The following is a 22639-nucleotide window of genomic DNA, read 5'->3' as shown; positions in this document are numbered from 1 at the left end:
ACCGGTCGCACCCGCTACCGGAAGGCCCGGTCGGTCGGGCCCTTCCGGTCCGCGACGTCGGATCGCGGGCGGGTGAAAACCGGGACTCAGCTGTTGACGGTGACGACCTGCTGCGCGGTGTCGTCCGCTGCGGTGAAGGCGAATCCGGGAAAACCCGCTTCGGCTTCGCTCTCGAGCCGGTCGAAGTACGTTCCCGCGCCACCGAAATAGGCCAGAATTCCACGAGGTTTACCGGGAATATTTGCCCCGAGGAACCAAGAGTTGGCTGTCGCGGCATTGGCCAGGACTGTGCCCTCGAGGATCTCTCCGGCATGCTGGACCCAGGAATCGACCGATTCGGGGGTCGGCTCCATCGCGACCGCGCCGTGTCGCTGCATATGCGAAATGGCGTCGGTGACCCATTCGACCTGTCCCTCCACCATGGTGGGGCCGTTGGCGAAGGGGCCCAATGGACCCGCCACAGTGAACATGTTGGGGAACCCGTCGACTGCCATTCCGAGATAGCTTCGAGGGACGCTCTCCCACACCTCGCTCAGACGCCGACCGTCGCGGCCGCGGATATCGACCCCCTGCGCGGGACCGGTGATGGCGTCGAACCCCGTAGCGAAGATGATGACATCGGCCTCGTAAACATCGGTGGCCGTGCGCAGGCCCGTCGGGAGGATCTCCGTGATCGGGTTCTTACTCACATCCACGAGTGAAACGTTCTCGCGGTTGTACGCCTCGTAGTATCCGTGTCCGCAAGGCGGTCGCTTGGCGGCCAACGGGTACTGCGGGCACAGCAGCTCCGCGGTGGCGGGGTCCTTGACGATGGCACGGATCTTGGATCGAATGAACTCCGAGGCGATCTCGTTGGCCTGCCCGTCGAGCCAGAGATCGTTGAACGTGTCGAACAGGAAGCGGAAACCGCCGACCTCCCAGGCTCGTTCGAGTACGCGCTGCTGGTCGGCCGGACTGTAGTCGGCGGCCCCGTGCTCGCACACCGGCAGATCCATCGCGTAGAACTGGCGGCGAGCCCGCTCCCAGATGTTGTCGTAGTCGGCTTTGATCGCCGCGCGCTCGGCCTCGTCGAGCGGCCGATTCCGCGCGGGCAGTACGTAGTTCGGGGTCCGCTGGAACACGGTGACCTCCGCCGCGGACAGAGCGACCACGGGAACGACCTGAACGCCTGAAGCGCCCGTCCCTACGACGGCGACTCGCTTACCGGTGAAATCGATGTCGTGCTTCGGCCAGAACGCGGTCTGATACCACTCGCCGGCGAAGGAGTCCAATCCCGGAATATCGGGCAGGAAAGGCTTGGAGAGCGGACCTGCGGCGGAAACGAGATACCGGCACTTGAGCGATTGCCCGTCGTTTGTCTGCACCAGCCAGACGTTGGCCGATTCGTCCCACGTGGCACCCGTCAATCGCGTCTGGAATCGGATGTGCTTGCGCAGATCGAGCCGATCCGTGACGAACTGGAAGTATCGCGACATTTCGTCCTGGGTCGGATACCGCTGCGACCAATCCCATTCGGCGAGTACTTCTTTGGAAAACGAATAACAGTAGTACCAGGCTTCGCTGTCTGTCCGTGCTCCAGGATAGCGATTCCAGTACCACACACCGCCGACATCTGTTCCGGCCTCGAGGAGTACCGTCGACAAATCCATTTTCCTGAGATCGTGCAGTGCCCGCAGACCGCCGAATCCCGCCCCGATTACCACAGCGTCGAAGTCGATCGAGTCGCTCATCATTTCTCCTTTCGCGACGTCCGCCGACGCTACGCGTGACCGGCGTCACTCCAGAAGTGTGCGTTGCCCAGAAATGCACCGGGTTGCTGTGCAAATGCCCAACCGCAATTCGGTCAGCGCCGCCCGCCCGACCAATGAACGAGCTCCAGCGCCAAGCCCACGCTGAGATGCCGACCAGACAGCGGCTGCGGTAGTAGCCGCTGCGCGCGTTCCAGGCGGTTCAACACGGTGTTGCGATGGGTGAACAGCCGTGCCGCGGTACGGGCGGTGTTGCCGTCCTCCTGCAGGTAGACCCGCAACGTCTCGCGCAGGTCGGTGTCCGCGTCGGCGAGCTCACCCAACGTGTCGGAAACGAACTGCGCGGCCGTCTCCTCGTCCTGCGATGCCAGCACCGCGATACGCACATCGTCGTAGGCGGTGAACCGTTCCCTCCCGGGGTTGCGCTCGGCCACGCGCCGCGCGGCGACAGCCTCCCGGTGGGTTCGGCGGAATCCGGTCATGTGCGGCCTGCTGGACCCAGCGGTCGCCAGCACTCCCTCCGGCGCCTTCGCCATCGCCTCGCGCAACAGGCGTACATCGAGCCTGTGGTCGCCGCTCAGCCACACCCACGTAGTTGCGGTGGTGGCGGGAAGAATCAGCGGGGGTCGCAGCCCGGCTTCCAGCGCGACGAGGCGGGCCGCCTTCTCGAGTAGACCTTGCTCGTGATCTTCGGCGGCTGACCAGAACACCATCCCCGTGTGCCAGGCCGACAGGTCGTATCCGAGGCGTTCACGTGCCACGTCTTCCCGAATCGGCGCGCCGTCGATGATCAACGTGACCGTTTCCAGACGGCGGGTGAGTACGCCGCCCATCAAATCATCGCGCTCGCGCTCGATCTGGCGATCGATCGAAGCCAGCGCCGCGTCGACCCAGTCGTTGATGGAACGCAGGCCGAAGTCGGCGACGGCGGCGACCTCCCGCGGAGGCACCGCCCCCGCCGCCGCCAGCACCCAACGCCGGCACCCGATATTCTCGGCGCACCGGTAGCCGGTCAGCAGCTGCTGAAAGTCGACCCCGTGCCGGATCAAGTCACGGGCGACATCGAGGGCGGCGGGGGGAACATCGACGGGCACCCGTCCGCCCGGTCGGCGGCGCTGGGCGTCGACCCAGCGCAATGTCATCGCCCGGACGCTCGCGCGCACGCTCTCTTCGAGCGCGGAGTCACCGGCCAGTGCGGGCGCCGCGGTGATCGCCGCCGCCGTCATCTCGTCGACAAGCCCATCCAGATTCGCCACAAACCCGTCGACCGTCGCGGTGATCAACCCGGACAGGTGCGCCGACGGTGGCTCCCAGCCCAACGCCGCGGTGGACATCAACTCACACTATCCCTTCGCACCGCGCGTCCCCGCCGGGATCAGGCGATTGGACCGACGGTCTCGTTCCGGTCAGGGGCAGGCAAACAATCGTTCGCACGGTAGGCGTGGCAACAGTCGGCGCTGCTCGACGGTGCTGCCGATCAGCTCGGCCGAATGCCGGTGCTTGCGCCGCTGCCATTCGTCGATCAGGTTGCGTGCCGCTTTGGCGGTGGCGACATAGTCGAACACCATGTCGGCAAGCCGGATCCGCAGGTGCACCTCGACTTCGGGTGGCTGCCATGCTGCGGCTGCGGTCATGGGTGAACTCCTCGGACGGCGAGTGGTGAGTGCCGGTCGATCTATCCGGCGGTGGCGGTGAGTAGTTCCGCGAACCGCTGTTGGGCCTGGGCTCGGCGGGTGGGCACGTGCTCGGTGGGCACACCTCCCACGGGGGGCGTGTAGCCGCGCAGGATCAGCTTGGCGACGCTGTCGCGGTGCACCTCGTCGGGGCCGTCGTAGAAGCGCGCCGCGCGCGCCGCCCGGTACATTCCCTCCAGCGGCAGATCGGCGGAGTAGCCGAGGGAGCCGCAGGTCTGGATTGCGCGGTCGATGACGTCGTGCAGCACCTTCGCGCCGTAGTACTTGATGAAGGCGATTTCCTTGCGTGCGGCCGCGGTGCCGAGCTGATCGATCGTCCACGCCGCGTTCAAGGTCATCAGGCGGGCGGCCTGGATCTCGGCGGCCGAGTCGGCGATCCAGTTTCGGATGGTCTGCTTGTCCGCCATCGTGCCGGCGTGCAACTCGCGGGAGACGGCGCGTTCGCACATCATGTCGAAGGCGCGTTTGGCTTGCCCGATCCACCGCATGCAGTGGTGGATACGGCCGGGCCCCAGCCGCTTCTGGGCGATTTTGAAGCCGTCGCCGACACCGCCGAGCAGCGCGGTTGCGGGCACCCGGACGTTGTCGAACCGCACCTCGGCGTGGGATGGATAGTGGTTCGGCTGGGTGATCGGGTGCTCCATGGTCGCGAGATCGCGCAGGATCCGCACGCCGACGGCGTCGATCGGGACGATGAATTGCGAGGCCCGCCGGTGCTTCTCGGCTTCCGGGTCGGTCACGGCCACGACGATGACGAAATCCGCGGTCGATGCGTTGGAGACGAACCACTTGTGCCCGTTGATGATCCACTCGTCGCCGTCGCGCACCGCCGTGGTGGACAGGCGAGTCGGGTCCGAACCGGCGTGGCCCGGCTCGGTCAGCGCGAAGGCCGAATACATCTCACCGGCAAGCAGCGGCGCCAGCCACTGCTTCTTCTGCTCGGCAGTTCCTGCGGCGGCGAGGATTTCGCTGTTGCCCGAATCGGGCGCCTGATTGCCGAACACCAGCGGCGCCAGCCAGCTCGAGCCGATGATCTCGTGCATCAGGCCGAGCTTGACCTGGCCGTAGCCTTGGCCGCCCAGTTCCGGATCCAAGTGTGCGGCCCACAGCTCCTGCTGCTTCACCTGCTCCTGCAGTGGCGCGATCGCGCGACGCAGCTGTGTCCAATCCAAGCTCAGCGTCTCCAGCGGAAGCACTTCGCTGCGAACGAAATCCTGGATCCAGTCCAGCTTCTTCTGGAATTCGGGGTCGGTGGAGAAATCCCACGCCATGACGGTCCTCGATTCGTGAATACGGTTAGTGGTGGTCGATGAGGTTGCGTGCCCGGGCGAACAGGGTCGCGGCGGAGTCGTGCAACCGTTGCCCGATGTCGGCGGGGGCAAGGCCGGCGCACGAGCGCGCGTAGGTGCCCTCCAGAATGATGCCGAGTTTGAAACAGGCAAGGACGGCATACCAGTCCGCGGCCGACACATCGAATCCGGTGCGTTCGCCGTAGCGCCGGACCAGTTCTTGCGCCGATGGCAGTCCGCCGGCGCGGGCCAGCGCGGAGCTGAGGACATCGTCGCTCCGATCCGGTTCCGACCAGGTGGCCAGCAGCCAGCCCAGATCCAGCATCGGGTCGCCGATCGTGCACATTTCCCAGTCCACGATCGCCGCGACGTGCGGTCCGTCGGGCGCGAACATGACGTTGGCGATGTGGTAATCGCCGTGCATGAGCCCGATCGGTCCGCTGGTCGGCCGGTTGCGGGTCAGCCACTCGGACACGAGCTCGACTGGTAGGCCGTGGCCCGGGTAGTTGTCCAGCTGCGCGTAGGAGTCCAGTTCCTGCAGCCAACGCGGCACCTGGCGTTCGAGGAAGCCGTCGGGCCGCCCGAAGTCGGCCAGCCCCGCCTGCTTGTAGTCGGCCGTGCTCAAAGTGGCCAGAGCATCGACGAGTGCGAAGCCCATCCGGTAGCGAATGTCTGCGTTCGAGGCATGGAGCGCGGGCAGTTCCACCGCGGCGTTGAAGCCATCCAGCGGCTCCATGAGGTAGAACACCGACTCGCCGAGCACCGATTCGTCGGGACAGGCGGCGATCAGCCTGGCATGCGGTACCGCGGTGCCTGCCAGCGCCGCGAGCAGCCGCATCTCGCGGCGGAGGTTGTCGTTGGTGGTGGCGCGTGGATGCAGCGGCCCTCGACGCAGGACGAACTCCCTCGTGCCGCGGGTGAATCGCAGCATGATGTTCTGGGTGCCGCCGCCGATGGATCGCAGCTCTGTCAGTGGCCCATGCTCGAGGTTCTGGAGGTCCATCCAGCCGGCCAGCGCGGACAACTCGACCCCGGGAACGCCGAAGGTCGGGTTCACGATGGCGCAGGTCATCGGACACCGCCATCGAGCCGTAGGACGGCACCCGTGCAGAAGGACGCCCTTTCACTCGCGAAATACAGGGCGGCTCCGACGATTTCGTCAGGGTTGCCGCATCGGCGCAGGGCCGCCTGGTTGTCGAACAGCACCCGCATCTCGTCGGTCCACGCGTTGGAGATGTCGGTGAGGAACGGACCGCACTGGATCGCGTTGACCCGGACGCCGGACGACCCGAAGGTCTGCGCCAAGCCCTCGGTGAGGTTGTTGAGCGCGGCCTTGGCGGCCGCGTAGGGAATGGCGCTGGGATCCGGGCGAATCGCTTCGATCGAGGAGATGTTGACGATCGAGCCGCCTCCGCTCGCGGCCATCCGTGCACCGATAACGGATGCCAGCCGGAAGGGGCCTTTGAGATTCACGCCGATCACCTTGTCGAAGTACGCCTCGGTGATCTGATCGACCGACGGATACAGCGGTGACAGTCCGGCGTTGTTCACCAGCACGTCCACCTGGCCGAACTGCTGGTAGACAGAGTCGATCAATGCGTCGCACTGCGCCCAATCGCTGACGTTGCACGGAACCGCGAGCGCTCGACGGCCGTGCAGGGCTTCTGCTGCCTTGGCCACCACCTGGCAATCATCGAGCTTGCGGCTCGCCACCACGACATGGGCGCCTTCGGCGGCGAAAGCGCGGACCATCTCCTGGCCCATCCCTCGGCTGCCTCCGGTGACGACTACCACCTTGCCATCGAATTCCATTGTGACCTCGTTGTTTCCGTGGAATTTGGGTTCGGGCCGACGCGGTTTCGTTGTCGGGATCTTCCTCGGTGGTGCGTCCCGGGAGGGACTCCCTTCCATGCCGTGATCCCGATGCGTCTAGCAGACAGTGTATTGAGTGTTCACTACATTATCAACAAACTGGGATTGCTCGCCTAGGGCCCCGGCGTGGCGTCTCTTCCGGGTATGAGAAGCGGCTATCCAACTCAGGTGGCTCACCGCACTCCCGCTGGGTACATCGGTGCGATAGGCAGGAGGCATACGCACACCGATCGAATCGCCGGCTGTGAAGTCGGCGTAGTTGACGAGGAGCTGGCGCTTGGCCGCGTCGATCGGGCTCGACCTTCGAACTCGCACACCCGAGGAGACTGCAGTGGCGATCGGCGCGGAGATCATCCGGTGCCGGCTGCGACGCGTACGCGACTCGACATCAGTGCGGGTGGCGAACCGGTGGCCGGGATCGACTCGGTGAGGTGGCGGTGGCAGCAGCCCTGATCAGGATCGTTCGGATGTGCGAGGGCGAGGCGCGCGGAGGCAAGATTCTCGAAGCCTGACTCTAGACTGTGTCGTCGTGGGTGCATCTGATCAGTCGACTAGCAGCGGTCCGCGACGTCCGGGTCGGCCGCGGGGCAGTGTTGCCAGCAATACCGAGGCGACGCGGGAACGGATTCTCGATGTGGCGATCGAGCTGTTCTCCACGGTGGGCTATCACGCGACGAGTGTCGCGGAGATCGGGAACCGGACGGACCTGCAAGCCGGGGCGCTGTACTACCACATCAAGTCCAAGGAAGAGCTGCTGTGGGAGATCCTCCGGAGGTATACCGAAAAGGCACTGGCAGGGGCGCAGCGCGTCGTCGCCACGGATTCCACCCCGGTCGAGAAGCTCGGACAGCTCATCGACTCTCACGTCCGCATCATCGCGCGGCACCAGAGCGAAGTGCTCATTCAGATGCGCGATGCGGACGCCCTCAGTGACGAGCACATGCGGCAACTGCAGTCGCTGCGGCAAGAAGTGCAGGACTGTTGGGAAAGCGTGCTCGAAGAGGGGTATCGCGCGGGCGAACTGACCCGCGGCAATCGGATCGTGGCCAATGGCTTACTGGGAATGGTGAATTCGGTATCGCAGTGGTACCGGCCCCGACGTGGTGAGAGTGTCGATGAAATCGCACGGGAGTTCCGGGCGATGGTCATCGACGGCCTCGCGCGCTAGGCGGCTTACGCGGCCACGCCGCTGAGGCGCCCATCGGATCGGCGACTCGGACAGGCCGCCGTGCGCGGTATTTAATAGAGTGTACACTCACTATAAATTGAGGGCACAAAACGGACCCGACTAGACATCTTCAGGAGAGCAAGCACATGAGCACTGACACCGTCCGCGCAGCGATCGTCACCGGTGCCGCACGCGGCATCGGCGCGGCAACCGCGAAGCGGTTGGCGGCCGAGGGATTCGCCGTCGCCGTCCTCGATCTGGACGAAACGGCTTGCAAAGCGGTTGTTTCGGAGGTCGAGGCGGTCGGCGGCACCGCGCTCGGTGTCGCCGCCGACGTCGCGGACGAAAGCAGTGTGGAATCCGCGGTGAACCGGGTGGCCGGCGAACTGGGAGCGCCGCTGGTGCTGGTGAACAATGCCGGCGTCATTCGCGACAACATGCTGTTCAAGATGAGCGCGAACGACTGGGACTCGGTCATGAACGTTCACTTGCGCGGAGCCTTCCTCATGAGCCGGGCCGCGCAGAAATACATGACCGAGGCCAAATGGGGTCGGATCGTCAACCTGTCCAGCACCTCGGCGCTGGGCAACCGAGGCCAAGCGAACTACTCGGCGGCGAAGGCTGGACTGCAGGGGTTCACCAAGACTCTGGCTCTCGAGCTCGGCAAGTTCGGTATCACCGCGAACGCGATCGCGCCCGGATTCATCGAAACCGAGATGACCCAGGCGACGGCCGAACGCATGGGCGTGCCCTTTGAGCAGTTCCGTGACGCCGTAGTGAAGGGGATCGCCGTCGGCCGCTCGGGTCGGCCCGAGGACATCGCGAACGCGGTGGCCTTCCTGGCGGGAGATGGAGCTGGATTCATCTCGGGTCAGACCCTGTACGTGTCCGGCGGTCCGGCGGCTTGAGCGAGCAGGAACGCGAAATGAAGGTTTTCGACGGAATCGCCCAGTTCCAGCAGGCGGTCGGCAGCCATCTGGGCTACAGCGACTGGTACGAAGTCACCCAGAAACAGGTCGATCTGTTCGCCGACGCCACCGGTGACCTCCAGTGGATCCACGTCGATCCCGAGGCGGCCGCGAAAGGGCCCTTCGGTGCGCCCATCGCGCACGGTTTCCTCACCTTGTCGCTGCTCCCGGTGCTCACCGAACAGATCTGGCGTATCGACGGGCTGAAGATGGGAATCAACTACGGCTGCAACAAGATTCGCTTCCCGTCATTCGTGAAAGTCGGTGATCGGGTGCGGGTGGGCGCCGAATTGACCGCCACCACCGCGACGCCCGCAGGCACTCAGATCACGATTACGGCGACCGCCGAGATCGAAGGCGGCGCAAAACCCGCGTGCGTGGCCGAATGGGTGCTACTGCTGGTGGATTGACGGCGTAGGCGTCTCGCGGAGTACGAGACCTATATGGAGGCATCGGGCCATGGACTGCACCGAATTCGGATATGTCCTCGCCGGTTCGGCGGCAATCGTTTCCTCGCGGTGCCATGGCCACCCCGACGCGTCGATCCCCACGATTGCGGGCGGGCACTCGCAGCGATACCGGCGTGGTCGGCGTGGTGGGATCGACCGGCCATGACCGAGTCTATGGTCAGGCGGGGATGTCACCACGCGGCGGAAAGCATCGGCTTTCGTGAGACAGGCCGGCGCGCAGCCGACGGTATAGAGAGCACACATCGTGTCCGAGTCGGGCGAGACGCTGTCCACCACGACATCGGTTCCAATGAAGAGCTGCTGTTCGAGATACTGCCCCACTACACCGATCTGCGGGCCAGTCACATCCATCTGATCTCGATCGGTGCCGAACAGCCAGGTGACAGGGTCCTGAATTCGGCAACACTCCGGCACCGCGAAGACGGCGAGCGCTGTCCGCACTGGAACTCTGAGATCCTCACGGTCGCCGGATCGGACGGGTTGATCGGCGACGAGGGGACGTCGTGCGGGTCCCGCCGGCGTCGTCTCGATCACCGAATACTCATCCCGATCATCGCCTTCGGATTGGCGATGATCTTCCTCGTTCTGGCCTTCATAGTACTGGCCCGAGAAGTTGCCCACACCAGCGAGAACGGCCCCGGAGCGGCCGAGCTCGGGAAACGCGCCACGCTGACAGCGACGCCGCTGATGGGTTCGCCGGTGCGGCATTCCTGGACAGGGTCGAGCTGAAACCGCAGCGGCACACCCGACCCGCGCAGACCGCGACCGACCAAGGTGCGGCCACCGAGATTCGCCAATGGCAGATGGGTGATGACCGACAGCAAAAAGTACGTCCGCCCCCGCACCATGCGGGCCGATGCCACCCGCAACCGTCGGCGCATCCTCGAAGCTGCCGACGAACTGCTGGCGCAGTACGCGAGCATGTGACGCTCGATGATGTCGCCAAGGCCGCGGGAGTGGGTGTTGGCACGGCGTATCGGCATCTCGGGAAAAATCTGATCACCGAAATTTTCGAGCACTACCTCGGGCGGATCCGCGAGATCGCTGAAACCGCAGCCCAGCTGGACAATCCGTGGTGCGGTTTGGTCGAAATACTAGAGGACATGTACGAACTCGTCGCCGGGAACCGGGCCTTCATGGCCGCTGTGACGGGATCGCCAGAGCACTCAGCACTTTTCGACCGATAGAAGGCTTTGATCAGTCACCCACTCGGCGAACTTCTCGCCCGTGCACGGGTCGACGAGCTGGTGCGTCCGGAGATAGCGATAGGTGACCTCTTGGCTGTCATCTCGATGGTGCATGGCGTGGCAGTCTTCACCTCAGGTAGTGGACCCGAACCAATGGTGGCGATATTTGATGTTGCTGCTGAACGGAATTCGATCGGATCGCAGCGTAGGACTGCCCCTACGACCGGTGGCGTTGAGCGCCGAACAGGTGAGGCAAGCACGGACGATCGCGGTAGCGGGGCGTCGACGGTGACCGGCTTCGAGGCAACGACCGTGCCCCCACTGACAGTAGTACGGCGAAGTCATCGGCCCGGTGATGGCTGCGCGGGTCGACCGGTCTTCCTCTCCTGTAAGCCCTCTCTCGGCACACGAAACAGAACTGCCGCCACCGCGGGGATAACCGCGGCGGCGGCAGGCGCACCACGGAGGCGGATTACACGGGCGCGGCGCGGGTTTGCGGGGTGTGCCGTCACCGCGCGATGCGGGTAACGCGGTGACGGCACGGCGCGCCACTGACGGGTGTGGCGCGGGCTTCGGATGTGTTTCCTATAGTGCTTTGAGTTCTTCGGTGACGGCGCCGACGGACTTCTTGGCGTCGCCGAACAGCATGGAGGTGGTGTCGGCGTAGAACAGCGGGTTGTCGATGCCCGCGAAGCCGGAGTTCATCGAGCGCTTGAGCACGATGACGCTCTTGGCCTGGTCGACGTTGAGCACCGGCATGCCGTAGATCGGCGAGGACGAGTCCTCGCGGGCGGCCGGGTTGGTGACGTCGTTGGCGCCGATGACCAGGGCGACATCGGTGCGGCCGAACTCGCCGTTGATGTCGTCCATTTCCTTCATCGCGTCATACGAGACCTCGGCCTCGGCCAGCAGCACGTTCATGTGTCCGGGCATGCGACCGGCGACCGGGTGGATGGCGTATTTGACCTCCACACCCTTCTTCTCCAGCAGCTCGGCCATTTCCTTGACCGCGTGCTGAGCCTGCGCGACGGCCATACCGTAACCGGGAACCACAATGACCTGATTCGCGTAGGCCATCTGGATCGCTGCGTCCGCGGCCGAGGTGGCCTTGGCCTGCTTCTGCTCACCGCCACCGGCGCCGGGCGCGGAGCCGCCGCCACCGAAACCACCGGCGACGATGGCCGGGATGGAACGGTTCATGGCCTTGGCCATCAGGTTGGTCAGGATGGTGCCGGACGCGCCGACGATCATGCCCGCCACGATCATCGCGGTGTTGTTCAGCGCCAACCCGGCTGCGGCGGCCGACAGACCGGTCAACGCGTTGAGCAGCGAGATGACCACGGGCATGTCCGCGCCACCGATCGGCAGCACCACCATCAACCCGAGCACGCCGGCGAAGACCAGCAGGCCAACCATCCAGAACCACGGCGCGCCACCGTCGGCCGCGCCGATGCCGATCACCACGGCCGCGGCGATCGAACCCAGCAGAAGCAACAGGTTCAGCGGCTGCTGCAACTTGCCGAGGCCGATCGGACGACCGGGCAGGATCTCCTGCAGCTTGCCGAAGGCGATCAGCGAGCCCCAGAACGACACCGAACCGATGATCGCGGCGAACAGCGAGCCGACGATGATGTGCACGGTCGGTTCTTCCCCGTGTTTGAAGTTGGAGAAGCCGGTGGTGTCGAGGAATTCGGCCCACGCGATGAGCGCGACCGTGCCACCGCCGACACCGTTGAACGCGGCCACCAGCTGCGGCATCGCGGTCATCTTGGTGTACTTCGCGGGCGGCACGCCCAACACCACACCGAGCACCAGACCGGCGACGATCAGGATCCAGTTGCCGGTGTCGCGCACCGCGATCAACGTCGCGACCACCGCGATGCCCATGCCGACTGCGGCGATCCAGTTGCCGCGCACCGCGGTCTTGGGGCCGGTCAGGCCCATCAGACCGTAGATGAACATCGCGAAGGCGACGATGTAGAGAATGTTGACCAAGTTGTCCATGACTCAGTGGCCCGCCTTCACAGTCTCATCGCTGCCCTTGGCTTCGGCCGCGACCGGCTTCTTGGCCTTGAACATGCCCAGCATCCGGTCGGTGACCACGAAACCACCGATCACGTTCAGGGTTCCGAAGACCACGGCCACGAACAGAATGATCTGGATGCCGATCGAGGGATTCTCGACCCGGCCCAGCGTCACCAGCGCGCCGAGCACGACGATGCCGTGAATGGCGTTGGTGCCCGACATCAACGGCGTGTGCAGGGTGTTGGGGACCTTGGAGATGACGGCGAAACCGACGAACCCGGACAGCACCAGGATCGCGATGTTCGCCAGCAGTTCGGTATACATCAGCTCAACTCGCCATCGATCGGATTACGGGTCACACACGCATCGGCCAGCACCTGATCACTGCAATCAGGTCGCAGCGCACCCTCTTTCAACATCAACTCCAGCAGGGCCACAACGTTCCTGGAATACAGCTCGCTGGCGTGCTCCGGCATGGTCGCCGGCAGATTCAGCGGCGAAGCGATCGTGACACCGTGGCGCACAATCGTTTTGCCGGGCTCGGTCAGCTCACAATTGCCGCCGGTCTCACCAGCCAGATCGACGATCACGCTGCCCGGCTTCATACCCTCCACCGCCGCGGCGGTCACCAACCGCGGCGCCGGACGACCTGGCACCAACGCAGTCGTGATCACCACATCGAACGCCGTAATGGCTTCTTCCAATGCCTTCTGCTGACGTGCCTTCTCCTCGTTGGTCAGCTCACGCGCGTAACCGCCCTCGCCCGCGGCATCGATGCCCAGATTCAGCCACTGCGCACCGACCGAACGCACCTGATCGGCGACCTCCGGACGCACGTCGTAACCCGTCGTCCGGCCACCCAAACGCTTCGCGGTCGCGAGAGCTTGCAACCCGGCCACACCGACACCGAGCACCAGCACGGTCGCGGGCTTCACCGTGCCCGCCGCGGTGGTCAGCATCGGGAAGAACCGAGTGGACTCCGACGCAGCCAAAAGGGCGGCCTTGTATCCGGCGACATTCGCCTGCGAGGACAGCGCGTCCATCGACTGCGCACGCGAGATACGCGGAATCGCCTCCACCGCAAAAGCTCGCACACCGGCTGAATACAACGCCTTGATCTTGTTCCCCGGGCTACGCGGCGCGAGGAAGCCGATCAACGTCTGCCCGATCACCATCCTCGCCACCTCGGCGTCGTTGGGCGGCGCAACCTTCACCACCACGTCGGCCTCCCATGGGTCACCGATCGTCGCGCCCGCTTCGGCGTACGCTGCGTCCGGAATCGAGGCTCCCAGACCTGCACCGGACTCTACGATCACGTCAACACCCTGCTTCGCCAAGCTCGGAATGAGCCTGGGCACCAGGGCAACCCGGCGCTCTCCGACATCGGTCTCGCGAACGACGCCGACCCGCGGCCGGTTGCGGAGGCCTGCGTCGGCGCTATGCGGTGTCCCCACTGATCAATGTTCCTTACTCGTCGTGCGGCCGTGGTTCCGGCGATGCCCGGGACCACGGCGGCGTCCGGGGAATCGAGGGAGGTAATTGTAGTGAGTGTACACTACATTAATGAGGCGACCAGCGCGGACCTCGAGGGGAGGCTCGCCGCGGCGATTGGCGGGCTCCTCGGCAGCGCGAACCCCTCGGGTCACAGAGGAGTTCGGACATCGGCGCCACGTTTCGCTGATCGAGAGGATTGATGGAAATGACCGCAGCGTCACCTGGCTGCCGGCAGCGGGCCGGTATCGAGGGGATGGACGAACACAAGGTCCGAGTGAAGCGCGAGCTCCGCCGACGGCATGTCCTTGCGGCGGCAACAGAAGTCTTCGCCACGCGCGGCTATCATGCCGCCAAGATGGATCAGATCGCCGATCGGGCAGGTTATCCCAAACCTGTCCTGTACGAGCACTTTCAGACCAAGCTCGACTTGTACTTGGCGGTGTTGTCCGACCCCATACACGTCCTGGTCGAGAGCGTGAGGCGAGCGCTGCGATCGCCTGTGAGCAATGAGAAGCGCGTTGCCGGAGCGGTCGAGGCGTACTTCGACTTCGTCGACCAGGACATAGAGCGCTTCCGGCTGGTCTTCGACTCCGACGCCGCGTCGGAGCCCTCGGTGCAATGGCGCGTGGGGCGCGGAACCGATGCCTGTGTGGAGGCCATAGCTCAACTCGTCGCGGACGACGCCGGACTCGCTGTCCAGCAGGCTCGCCTACTTGCCGCGGGACTGGTCGGCGCCAGCCGGTTCGCGGCGCAGTACTGGCTCGAAACCGGTCGAGTCATCCCCAAGTCGGACGCCGTCGACGCCGTCGTCACGCTCTGCTGGGGTGGCCTGTCCAGCGTCCCGATCGAGCAGGACTGACGCGCAGCCACCACTGACGACAGCACGGCTATGGAAATCCACAGGTGGTCGAGGTGTAGCTCCGAGACGAATGTGTGCGGTGCGTTCTCGGTGACGCAGGCGGTGCTCGATGTCGTCGTGGCGCCCTGCCTCGGCTGTGGGTGCCACGACGCAGCTCGGCGGTGATGATCACCCGGTCAGAATGCCGCCTCGTCCATTTCCATAACGGCGGTGTCCAGCGACGCGAGGATCGCGCGAGTCGAAGTGAGCTGGGGGAGAAGGTTCTTGGCAAAGAACGACGCAACCGTGACCTTGCCCTGATAGAAGGCGGCCATGTCAGCGTTGCCGTCGATGGCCTCCAGCGCTACTGCTGCTTGTTCGAGCAGTCGCCAGCCGATCAGCAGGTCCCCCACCGCATACAGCAACGGCACCGAGCCGAGGCCGATTTTGTAGATCTGCTCCGGATCGGAATCAGCGGCGCTTCGGTAGTCGGTGAGGGTTTCGATCATCGCCCGAACGGCATCGAGAGCCGTTGCCAGCAACAGCCTTTCGGTAGTGAGGCGGCCCTGCGGGTCGCCGGTGGCGAGGAAAGTGGTGATCAAGCCGAAGACATGACCGAGTGCGCGTCCGCCGTCCCGGATGATCTTGCGGAAGAAGAAGTCCTGTGCCTGGATCGCGGTGGTGCCCTCGTAAAGGGTGTCGATCATTGTGTCGCGGATGTACTGCTCGTGCGGGTAATCCTGCAGAAATCCGGATCCGCCGAGGGTTTGCAGGCTCAGCTTCAATGTGTCGTAGGCGCGTTCGGAGCCAACGCCCTTCACGATCGGCAGCAAGAAGTCGCTGACCCGTGCCGCCAACTCGGGGTCTGCACCCGAAACATGCTGCGCGAGTCGAGGAACGTCGCCTTGATGAGCGGCGGTGAACAGATACAGCGACCGCAGTCCCTCGGCATAGGCCTTCTGCGTCAGCAGAGACCGGCGCACTTCGGGATGGTGGATGATGGTCACACGCGGCGCGGTCTTGTCTGCGAGCTGGGTGAGGTCGGCGCCCTGGACGCGGTTCTTGGCGTACTCGAGGGCATTCAGATATCCGGTGGAAAGCGTGCCGGCGGCCTTGTTGCCCACCATCATGCGCGCACCTTCGATTACCTTGAACATCTGAGCGATGCCGTCGTGGACCCCGCCGACCAGCCAGCCGACCGCGGGAACGTCGGTGCTCCCAAAGGATACCTCGCAGGTCGGCGAAGATTTGATGCCCATCTTGTGCTCCACGCCGGTGACGAAAGCGCCGTTGCGCTCGCCCAATTCCAATGTCTCCGGGTCGAAGTGGTACTTCGGAACGTAGAACAGGCTTAGGCCCTTGGTGCCGGGTCCAGCGCCGACCGGGCGGGCCAGTACCAGGTGAAAGACGTTTTCCGCGGTGTCGCCAACGTCGGCCCCCGAGATGAAGCGCTTGACGCCTTCGATATGCCAGGTGCCGTCCTGCTGCGGGATCGCCTTGGCCCGGCCCGCACCGACGTCGGACCCGGCGTCGGGCTCGGTGAGCACCATCGTCCCCGCCCAGCCGCGCTCCAGACCCGCTGCGGCCCAATGCTTCTGCTGCGGTGTGCCGACTTCGAAGAGCACCTCCGCCATTTGCGGACCCATCTGGAAGAATTTCGCCGACGAATTGGCGGCGCACAACATCTCCCGCACAGCCCATACCAGGGGCATCGGAGCGGGGACGCCACCAAGCTCCTCCGGGAGGCCCAGCCGCCACCAACCCGCCTCGTGGAGTGCCAGCACCGACTTACGCAGCGGATCAGGCACCCGGATCTCGTGCGCGGCGGCGTCGAAGACCACCGGTTCACGATCGGCTCGCGCGAAAGATTCCGCGACCGGTCCCTCCGCCAACCGGGATACCTCGGCGAGAATGTTGTGCGCGGTGTCGGAGTCCAGATCGCCATAGTGTCCGGCGTCGAGGAGTTCACCTATTCCGAGTACATCGAACAAATCGAATTCGATGTCTCGGACATTGCTCTTGTAATGGCTCATCAGGGGTTCTTTCCGTGGCGCGCGGCGTGCGGGTCGGCGCACGGCGACATATGGACAGGGAGTGTCGGCCATTCCGGCCCGGGGAGGGCGCTCAGTCCGCCCAGATACGGTCGATGGTCGTGGCCGCCGACGGCGGCGGTGTCGGCGCGCCGGCGGGGGTTCGCGAGAATCGCGGCGCCGGCGCGTGTTGCACGATGCCCTCGAGTTCGATCAGGCTGCCGCGTGCGGCGATATGAGCGTTCCGCTCGGCTTGGCTCCAGGTCAGAACGGGGGTACAGCACGCGTCGGTGCCGTCGAACACTTCCGTCCACTCGTCTCGGGTCTTGGTCTTGAACTTGTCGGCGAACAGCTTGCGTAGCTGCTCTTGGCTGTTGGGATCGTCCTGCGGGGGCAGGTACTCGGGGTCGAACTCGAGTCCCGCGAGCAGTTGCGCGTAGAACTGCGGTTCGATGGCGCCGACGGCCATGTACTTGCCGTCGGAGGTCTCGTAGGTGTCGTAGAAGGCCATGCCGGTGTCGAGCAGATTGGTGCCGCGCTCGTCCGACCACTGGCCGACGCCCTTGAGACCCCAGATGATGTGTGAAAGGGCAAGCGCGCCATCGATCATCGCGGCGTCGATCACCTGGCCCTTGCCCGAGTTCTGCCGTTCCACCAGCGCGGCGAGGACGCCGAACACGAGGAACATCGAGCCGCCGCCGAAGTCGCCGACCATGTTCAGCGGCGGCACCGGGCGCTCGCCCTTGCGGCCGATCGCGTTCAGCACGCCGGTCAGCGAGATGTAGTTGATGTCGTGGCCCGCGCGGTCGGCCAGCGGGCCGTCCTGACCCCAGCCGGTCATCCGGCCGTAGACCAGCCGCGGATTGCGCGCCAGCGCCTCGTCGGGGCCCAGACCCATGCGCTCGGTGACGCCAGGACGGAAGCCTTCGATCAGCACGTCGGCTTTCTCGATCAGCCCGAGCACCTTCTCGATGTCGGCCGGATCCTTCAGGTTCGCCTCGACGATGGCCCGGCCGCGCCACTGAGGGCGTTCCGTGCGGCCGGGGAATTGGCCGGGACGCTGCACCCGCACCACGTCCGCGCCGAGGTCGGCGAGGAGCAGTGCGGCGTGCGGGCCTGGCCCGATGCCTGCCAGTTCGACAATCCGAATGCCCGCGAGCGGGCCTTGTTCGGGAGTGGATGGACTTCTCACGACCTACCTCGGTTCTGGTTCATACCCCAGTCAATGTAGCGAGCACTCAGTATATATTCAACGATAGGTCGGTTTGGCGGCGTATTCGTCCCGTGAGTCGGGCGCAGAGGCCCGTGGCGGATCAGCTGGGTGGGAGGGGGTGAGCCTGTTGGCGCCTGTTCGGGAGTGTGTGATTCATGCCTGTCGATCGACTTCTGGTCTGGTTTGGTCGCCGATCCGGGGGCGGGTCGGTTCTTGGATGAGTTGAGAGTGGGGTTTGCGTGGCGCAAGGCTGTTGTGACGGTTGTCGATGATTTCGACGGTCGTTCGCAGGCGGCGGAGACGGTGTCGTTTGCGATGGACGGTGTAGATTACGAGATCGACCTGTCGCAGGAGAATGCGGCGCGATTGCGGGATGTGTTCGCACTGTGGGTGTCTCATGGGCGCCGGGTCAGTAGATCCGGTCGGCGGAGCAAGAGAGTGGAGCCCGCGGGCGGGACGGGCCACAGCCCAATCTGGTACGGGGTTGGGCGCGAGCCAACGGCTATGACGTGCCGCGGCGCGGTCGGGTGCCCGCGGAGGTTGTTGCGGCCTACGAGAAGGCCACGTCCTAAAGGGGGAACTATTCTGAAGTGGTGGACCCTTCCTGCAGCGGAAGCGGCGGACCCGCCCTCCGAGGTGGAGGACGGGGCGCGCTTCCCCGTCGGCCGCGGGAACGCCGCCACGTTATCGGCCGAAGGTCCTCGTCACTCGCACCCACCACGGCGGCCTTCGCGACGTCGAGGTGTCCGACGAGTGCGGATTCGACCTCGGCGGTGGAGATGCGGTTTCCGGAGACGTTCATGACGTCGTCGACCCGGCCCAGCACCCACAGATCGCCGTCGGTATCGAGTTTCGCGCCGTCACCTGCGAAGTACCAGCCCTTGTCGCCGAAGCGGTCCCATAGGTGTCCCGATAGCGCTCGGGATCGCCCCAGATGCCACGCGGCATCGACGGCCACGGCTGATCGAGCACCAGATAGCCGTTGGCCTCGGTCTCGCCGAGGACGACCGGATTGCCCTCCTCGTCGACGACCTTCGCCGAGATGCCCAGCAGCGGGGTCATGGCCGCACCAGATTTGTCGGTCGTCAGCCCGGGCAACGGAGAGATCATGATCGCGCCGGTCTCGGTCTGCCACCAGGTGTCCACGATGGGGGCGGTATTCGCGCCGATGACCTCCCGGTACCAGCGCCAGGCCTCGGGATTGATCGGCTCGCCGACGCTGCCCAGCAACCGGATCGAGGACAGATCGTGTGCGTCGGGAATATCCCGGCCCCACTTCATGAAGGTGCGGACCAGCGTCGGTGCGGTGTAATAGATTGTGACGCCGTACTTTTCGATGATCCACAGTCCCCGTGCTCGTCGGGGAAATTCGGGGTGCCCTCGTCTACGACCAGGGTGGCGCGGTTGGCCAGCGGTCCTGACACGAGGTAACTGTGCCCGGTAACGCAGCCGATGTCGGCGGTGCACCAGTAGACGTCGCGTCCCGGCTGGTGGTCGAAGACGTGATGATGGGTGTACGCGACCTGGGGCAGATAGCCGCCCGTGGTGTGCAGGATGCCCTTGGGTTTTCCGGTCGTGCCCGAGGTGTACAGAATCACAGCGGATGCTCAGCCTCGAACGCATGGACCTCGTGCTCGGCCGCGGCCTTCGCGACGATATCGTGCCACCACACGTCGCGGCCGTCGGTCCACGGCACCTCGATCCCGGTGCGGCGCACCACGAGCACTCGTTCGACCCCGGTGCGCACTTCCGGCGAGCGCCTCGTCGACGGCCGCCTTGAGCGGGGCGGCGTCGCGGTCGGCGGCGGCCCGGTTGCACAGGGACGCATCGGCGTTGGCCGCCGCGGTGAACTCCGCGGTCGGCGGATACGCCCTCAGGTGATCAGCTGTGGTCTGGGTCATCTCGCCTCTTTTCTCGCATGCCTTCGGTCGCAGGTGAGCGCGTCCGTGTTCCCAGCCACAGTGAGGGACCCGCACCTGCTCTCCAGGCAAGTCTCGCGAACAGCCGCGCGTCCTTTCGTAGACCGTCGGCTGGGGCGAGGGTGGAGTCGGTGGGTGTCCAACCGGGTCCGGTGCCGATGCGGCGGTAGTCGTCGAGCACGAAGTTCGACAGCTGGCGGACATAGTGCAGCGGTGTCTGCTCGGCACACTTGCGCAAGTTCGGCCCGGTGCGTCGATCTTCGACGCCCCGATTGAAGACCACACATTCGTCGACGAGGACTACGAGTAATCTGCCGAAATCCGCTTTGCTATTAGTGATCTCAGGTAGCAATCGGCAGACGTGGCGCGTGCACTCGACCTCGCTGGCTCCAAGCCAGCAAGGTCTGCAGGATACGGCCACGCGACGCCGACCTGTGGGTCGCGTCTCCTAGACCTTACGCGCACATCGGGCGGTTGCCTGCACCAAACGGCGCCCTGCCTAAGAGGCAATCTCGACGGCCGCTACTCCGGCCATGCGACGCACCGAATGACCTATTCCTAGCGTTTTCCCAGGTCGATCTCTGTGTTTAGCGCATGTGTCCCCCTCCGGACACCAGTGCAAATCGGCCCCGGCAACTTCGGTTGTCGGGGCCGATGCCGTTTGTAGAGGTGGAAGGTCTGGTAGAGCTCCGCTCGGTCGGATCGCGCTCTCGCGGTGTTAACCGCCGGGAATGTCGCCGAGGGAGTCGATGAGCTGGCGGATCTCGGTCTCGGTCAGACGGGGAATGGTGGGCAGGTTGTGTAGCTCCGTTTGTGCTGCCACCTTCTCGGCTCGAGCGGTGTTCATCGCGGTCACAAGGACCTGGGGGTCGACTCCTGCTTCGATGGCGGCGAGGTGGCGTTCGAGTTTGGCTTCGGCGTCGGCGATACGGCGTCGCAGCAGTGCGCGGTGTGTGTCGTGGTCGCCGTCGTCTTGGGCCGCGAGCAGGCTGGCGATAGTGCGGTCGCGATGGGTCCGATGGAACAGGGTGGCCAGCCAGCGGTCGATCGGTGCGACGAGGTGGTCCTCGCGCAAGTTGACCGTGACGGGGTGCTCGGCCAGGGCGGGGCTGCCTGGGGTCAGGTTCTTGGCGCGACAGCGGTAGTAGACGACTACTCGGATCGCTCCGGCCTCCATCTTGCGTCCGCAGATGTCGGTGTTCGGGGCGGGGGAGTTGGCGTATGTGTTGGGGTTGTTTCACGATGCGGGCAAGGCGGGGTGTGTTTGGCAGCGTCGGTTGATCGAGGTTGAGGCCACCGAGGGGCGGGTGGGGGTGCCGCACAAGGAGGTTGGAGCGCGGGCGCTGCGTGGGGTCGCGGGTTTGGCTGCGTTGGCGGTGCTGGGTCACCACGGTGGAACTATGGCTGGCCCGCACCACCGACGAGAAGACTCCCGGATATTTGTCTCCGAAAGAGGATTTCGCTATCGGCCTCTGTTGCGACCTGGCCTACGCCGGGGAGCGCATCTACTCGCACGGGCTGCCCATCGACGACCCGCGCACCGCGGTGCCGATCGGCGCGGGCTGCAAGGTCTGCGAGCGCACCGACTGCGCGCAACGCGCCTTTCCGCAACTGGGTCGCCCGATCCGCGTGGACGACAATAGTTCCCAGAACATCCCTTACGTACCGACGACAGCGAGCTGACCCCAGGTCGTCGGACGTCCGCGCTCGGGAGGATGCTCGTTGTCACCGAATGCCGACGACCACCGCATCGGTGATGGATCGCCAGGCCACACCGGCTTCGGTGAATCCGGCCTCGGCGAGCCGGTCCAGATGCCAAGCGAGCGGCTGGGGCACCCCCGGTTTCCTGCCTTCGAAAATGGCGCGGCTGGCGGTGGTTTCGTCGGCAAGCTCCGGATCGGCGGCGATGTCCGCCCACCATTGGTCCCAGTCACGGGCGCCGTCGGCCCGAGCGCGCTCCTGGTGAGCGCGTTGGATGATCTCATCCAAGGTGTTCAGCATCGGCGTGCGTGGATCGGGCATGTGGTCGGCGTTGACGAGTACCCCGCCCGGACGCAGCAAGGGTCGCGAATCGGCGTACAGCCGGGCCAGGGCGTCGGCCGGCATCCAATGCGTGGCCGTCGCGGTCAGCACGGCGTCGAACGGCTCGGACGGCAGCTGCCGCGTCCACCCCGGTTCCTCGAGGTCGGCGACCACGAACGAGATGCGGGGATCACCGTCGAACGATCCCCGTGCCACCGCCAGCAGCGTGGGATCACGATCGACCGCCACCAAGCTCGCCTCCGGCAGCCGGGCGAAGAGCCGGCGGCTGATGGTTCCGGTCCCGCACGCCAGGTCGAGCACGCGCGGTGACTTCCCCGCCGACGCCTCCACCACGTCGAGCAGCACCCGGAAGCGTTCTTCGCGGTCGGGCAGGTACAGCTCCTGCTGCCGATCCCAGCTCCGCTGCCACGCCTCCCAGTCCATGCGCACTCCCTCCACCGAATCGAGGCTCGCCCACCCGGCGAGGCGGGGCCGATCCTATCGGCGATGCCGTGCGATTCGGCGGAACGAGCGGTCGCGGCCGCGCGGTGGCCGCTCAGGCGCTCAGTGGTGCGGCGGTGACCTCGTAGCCGAGGTTGGTCAGCACCTCGCGCCGCACGGTGCGCAGGGAGGTGATCGGCATGAGCTCCGGGATGAGTGGCGGAACCAGCACTACCGTCGCCTCGGAGAGCGGTCTCGCTG

20 protein-coding genes and 3 pseudogenes are annotated in these 22639 nt (G+C 65.3%); 9 read left to right on the top strand and 14 right to left on the bottom strand.

The window, feature by feature from the left end; all coding sequences use genetic code 11:
* Positions 1–86: 86 nt before the first annotated feature.
* The 6 genes from NAM01S_RS12080 to NAM01S_RS12055 form a co-directional block, all read right to left on the bottom strand.
* A complete protein-coding gene (locus NAM01S_RS12080; RefSeq protein ID WP_253798724.1) occupies positions 87–1730 on the bottom strand; it encodes a flavin-containing monooxygenase in 1644 nt (547 codons plus the stop codon).
* Between the two features lie 113 nt (positions 1731–1843).
* Entirely contained in the window at positions 1844–3082 is a 1239-nt protein-coding gene (locus NAM01S_RS12075) for a PucR family transcriptional regulator (protein ID WP_067783854.1), read from the bottom strand.
* Positions 3083–3154: 72 nt separating this feature from the next.
* Entirely contained in the window at positions 3155–3382 is a 228-nt protein-coding gene (locus tag NAM01S_RS12070) for a hypothetical protein (protein ID WP_067783852.1), read from the bottom strand.
* Between the two features lie 41 nt (positions 3383–3423).
* Positions 3424–4713 carry an acyl-CoA dehydrogenase family protein gene (locus NAM01S_RS12065; protein WP_067783850.1) on the bottom strand — a complete coding sequence of 430 codons (1290 nt, stop codon included), beginning with the start codon at positions 4711–4713 and terminating at the stop codon, positions 3424–3426.
* Between the two features lie 25 nt (positions 4714–4738).
* The gene (locus NAM01S_RS12060; RefSeq protein WP_067783848.1) at positions 4739–5803 is read right to left on the bottom strand and encodes a phosphotransferase family protein; all 1065 of its coding nucleotides are present in this window, start codon (positions 5801–5803) and stop codon (positions 4739–4741) included.
* A complete protein-coding gene (locus tag NAM01S_RS12055; RefSeq protein WP_067783846.1) occupies positions 5800–6543 on the bottom strand; it encodes an SDR family NAD(P)-dependent oxidoreductase in 744 nt (247 codons plus the stop codon). Before NAM01S_RS12055 ends, NAM01S_RS12060 begins: the two co-directional genes overlap by 4 nt.
* 694 nt (positions 6544–7237) lie before the next feature.
* Between NAM01S_RS12055 and NAM01S_RS12050 the strand changes: the two genes are divergently transcribed.
* The 5 genes from NAM01S_RS12050 to NAM01S_RS12030 all read left to right on the top strand — a co-directional run bounded on the left by NAM01S_RS12050 (position 7238) and on the right by NAM01S_RS12030 (position 10396).
* Complete coding sequence (locus tag NAM01S_RS12050) at positions 7238–7771, top strand: TetR/AcrR family transcriptional regulator (RefSeq protein ID WP_253798726.1); 534 nt, start codon at positions 7238–7240, stop codon at positions 7769–7771.
* A 146-nt stretch (positions 7772–7917) separates the two neighbouring features.
* Entirely contained in the window at positions 7918–8679 is a 762-nt protein-coding gene (gene fabG / locus NAM01S_RS12045; protein ID WP_067783842.1) for a 3-oxoacyl-ACP reductase FabG, read from the top strand.
* Positions 8680–8696: 17 nt separating this feature from the next.
* The gene (locus tag NAM01S_RS12040; RefSeq protein ID WP_067783840.1) at positions 8697–9149 is read left to right on the top strand and encodes a MaoC family dehydratase; all 453 of its coding nucleotides are present in this window, start codon (positions 8697–8699) and stop codon (positions 9147–9149) included.
* Between the two features lie 201 nt (positions 9150–9350).
* Positions 9351–9938: a hypothetical protein gene (locus NAM01S_RS12035; RefSeq protein WP_067783838.1), complete on the top strand. Its 588-nt coding sequence runs from the start codon at positions 9351–9353 to the stop codon at positions 9936–9938.
* A gap of 194 nt (positions 9939–10132) precedes the next feature.
* The gene (locus NAM01S_RS12030; RefSeq protein ID WP_067783836.1) at positions 10133–10396 is read left to right on the top strand and encodes a TetR/AcrR family transcriptional regulator; all 264 of its coding nucleotides are present in this window, start codon (positions 10133–10135) and stop codon (positions 10394–10396) included.
* Between the two features lie 585 nt (positions 10397–10981).
* Here the strand turns inward: NAM01S_RS12030 and NAM01S_RS12025 are convergent.
* From NAM01S_RS12025 to NAM01S_RS12015, 3 genes are read right to left on the bottom strand one after another with little or no spacing between them, the layout of a single operon-like run.
* Positions 10982–12400 (bottom strand): NAD(P)(+) transhydrogenase (Re/Si-specific) subunit beta, encoded by a 1419-nt coding sequence (locus NAM01S_RS12025; RefSeq protein ID WP_067783834.1) that lies wholly within the window; start codon positions 12398–12400, stop codon positions 10982–10984.
* A 3-nt stretch (positions 12401–12403) separates the two neighbouring features.
* Positions 12404–12745 (bottom strand): NAD(P) transhydrogenase subunit alpha part 2, encoded by a 342-nt coding sequence (locus NAM01S_RS12020; protein WP_067783832.1) that lies wholly within the window; start codon positions 12743–12745, stop codon positions 12404–12406.
* Positions 12745–13875 carry a Re/Si-specific NAD(P)(+) transhydrogenase subunit alpha gene (locus NAM01S_RS12015; RefSeq protein WP_067783830.1) on the bottom strand — a complete coding sequence of 377 codons (1131 nt, stop codon included), beginning with the start codon at positions 13873–13875 and terminating at the stop codon, positions 12745–12747. Before NAM01S_RS12015 ends, NAM01S_RS12020 begins: the two co-directional genes overlap by 1 nt.
* A 245-nt stretch (positions 13876–14120) precedes the next feature.
* On the opposite strand from NAM01S_RS12015, the gene NAM01S_RS12010 reads away from it, so the two are divergent.
* On the top strand, positions 14121–14774 hold the full coding sequence (locus NAM01S_RS12010) for a TetR/AcrR family transcriptional regulator (protein ID WP_253798728.1): 654 nt from the start codon (positions 14121–14123) through the stop codon (positions 14772–14774).
* A gap of 176 nt (positions 14775–14950) precedes the next feature.
* Here NAM01S_RS12010 and NAM01S_RS12005 read toward each other — a convergent pair whose 3' ends face one another.
* Both NAM01S_RS12005 and NAM01S_RS12000 read right to left on the bottom strand, forming a co-directional pair.
* On the bottom strand, positions 14951–16786 hold the full coding sequence (locus NAM01S_RS12005) for an acyl-CoA dehydrogenase (RefSeq protein WP_067783828.1): 1836 nt from the start codon (positions 16784–16786) through the stop codon (positions 14951–14953).
* 91 nt (positions 16787–16877) lie between these two features.
* Positions 16878–17975, bottom strand: a complete 1098-nt coding sequence (locus tag NAM01S_RS12000) for a CaiB/BaiF CoA transferase family protein (RefSeq protein WP_067783826.1) — start codon at positions 17973–17975, stop codon at positions 16878–16880.
* 249 nt (positions 17976–18224) lie between these two features.
* Here NAM01S_RS12000 and NAM01S_RS35715 point away from each other — a divergent pair.
* Positions 18225–18568: pseudogene (locus NAM01S_RS35715) on the top strand (histone-like nucleoid-structuring protein Lsr2).
* A 128-nt stretch (positions 18569–18696) separates the two neighbouring features.
* On the opposite strand, the pseudogene NAM01S_RS11995 reads toward NAM01S_RS35715, so the two are convergent.
* Both NAM01S_RS11995 and NAM01S_RS11990 read right to left on the bottom strand, forming a co-directional pair.
* Positions 18697–19783 (bottom strand): annotated as a pseudogene (locus tag NAM01S_RS11995) (AMP-binding protein); the annotation flags it as partial.
* Between the two features lie 850 nt (positions 19784–20633).
* Positions 20634–21092 carry a hypothetical protein gene (locus NAM01S_RS11990; RefSeq protein ID WP_067783824.1) on the bottom strand — a complete coding sequence of 153 codons (459 nt, stop codon included), beginning with the start codon at positions 21090–21092 and terminating at the stop codon, positions 20634–20636.
* Positions 21093–21105: 13 nt separating this feature from the next.
* Here NAM01S_RS11990 and NAM01S_RS37280 point away from each other — a divergent pair.
* Together NAM01S_RS37280 and NAM01S_RS11985 are read left to right on the top strand one after the other, a co-directional pair.
* Positions 21106–21285, top strand: a pseudogene (locus tag NAM01S_RS37280) (hypothetical protein); the annotation flags it as partial.
* The gene (locus NAM01S_RS11985; RefSeq protein ID WP_253798733.1) at positions 21263–21598 is read left to right on the top strand and encodes a short-chain fatty acyl-CoA regulator family protein; all 336 of its coding nucleotides are present in this window, start codon (positions 21263–21265) and stop codon (positions 21596–21598) included. The pseudogene NAM01S_RS37280 and the gene NAM01S_RS11985, both read left to right, overlap by 23 nt.
* Before the next feature lie 42 nt (positions 21599–21640).
* Here the strand turns inward: NAM01S_RS11985 and NAM01S_RS11980 are convergent, their stop codons facing one another.
* A complete protein-coding gene (locus tag NAM01S_RS11980) occupies positions 21641–22396 on the bottom strand; it encodes a class I SAM-dependent methyltransferase (protein ID WP_253798736.1) in 756 nt (251 codons plus the stop codon).
* Positions 22397–22639 lie beyond the last annotated feature (243 nt).

The organism is Nocardia amikacinitolerans NBRC 108937 (assembly GCF_001612615.1).
Taxonomy (GTDB): Bacteria; Actinomycetota; Actinomycetes; order Mycobacteriales; family Mycobacteriaceae; genus Nocardia; species Nocardia amikacinitolerans.
This window is presented reverse-complemented; position numbering and strand designations above follow the sequence as displayed.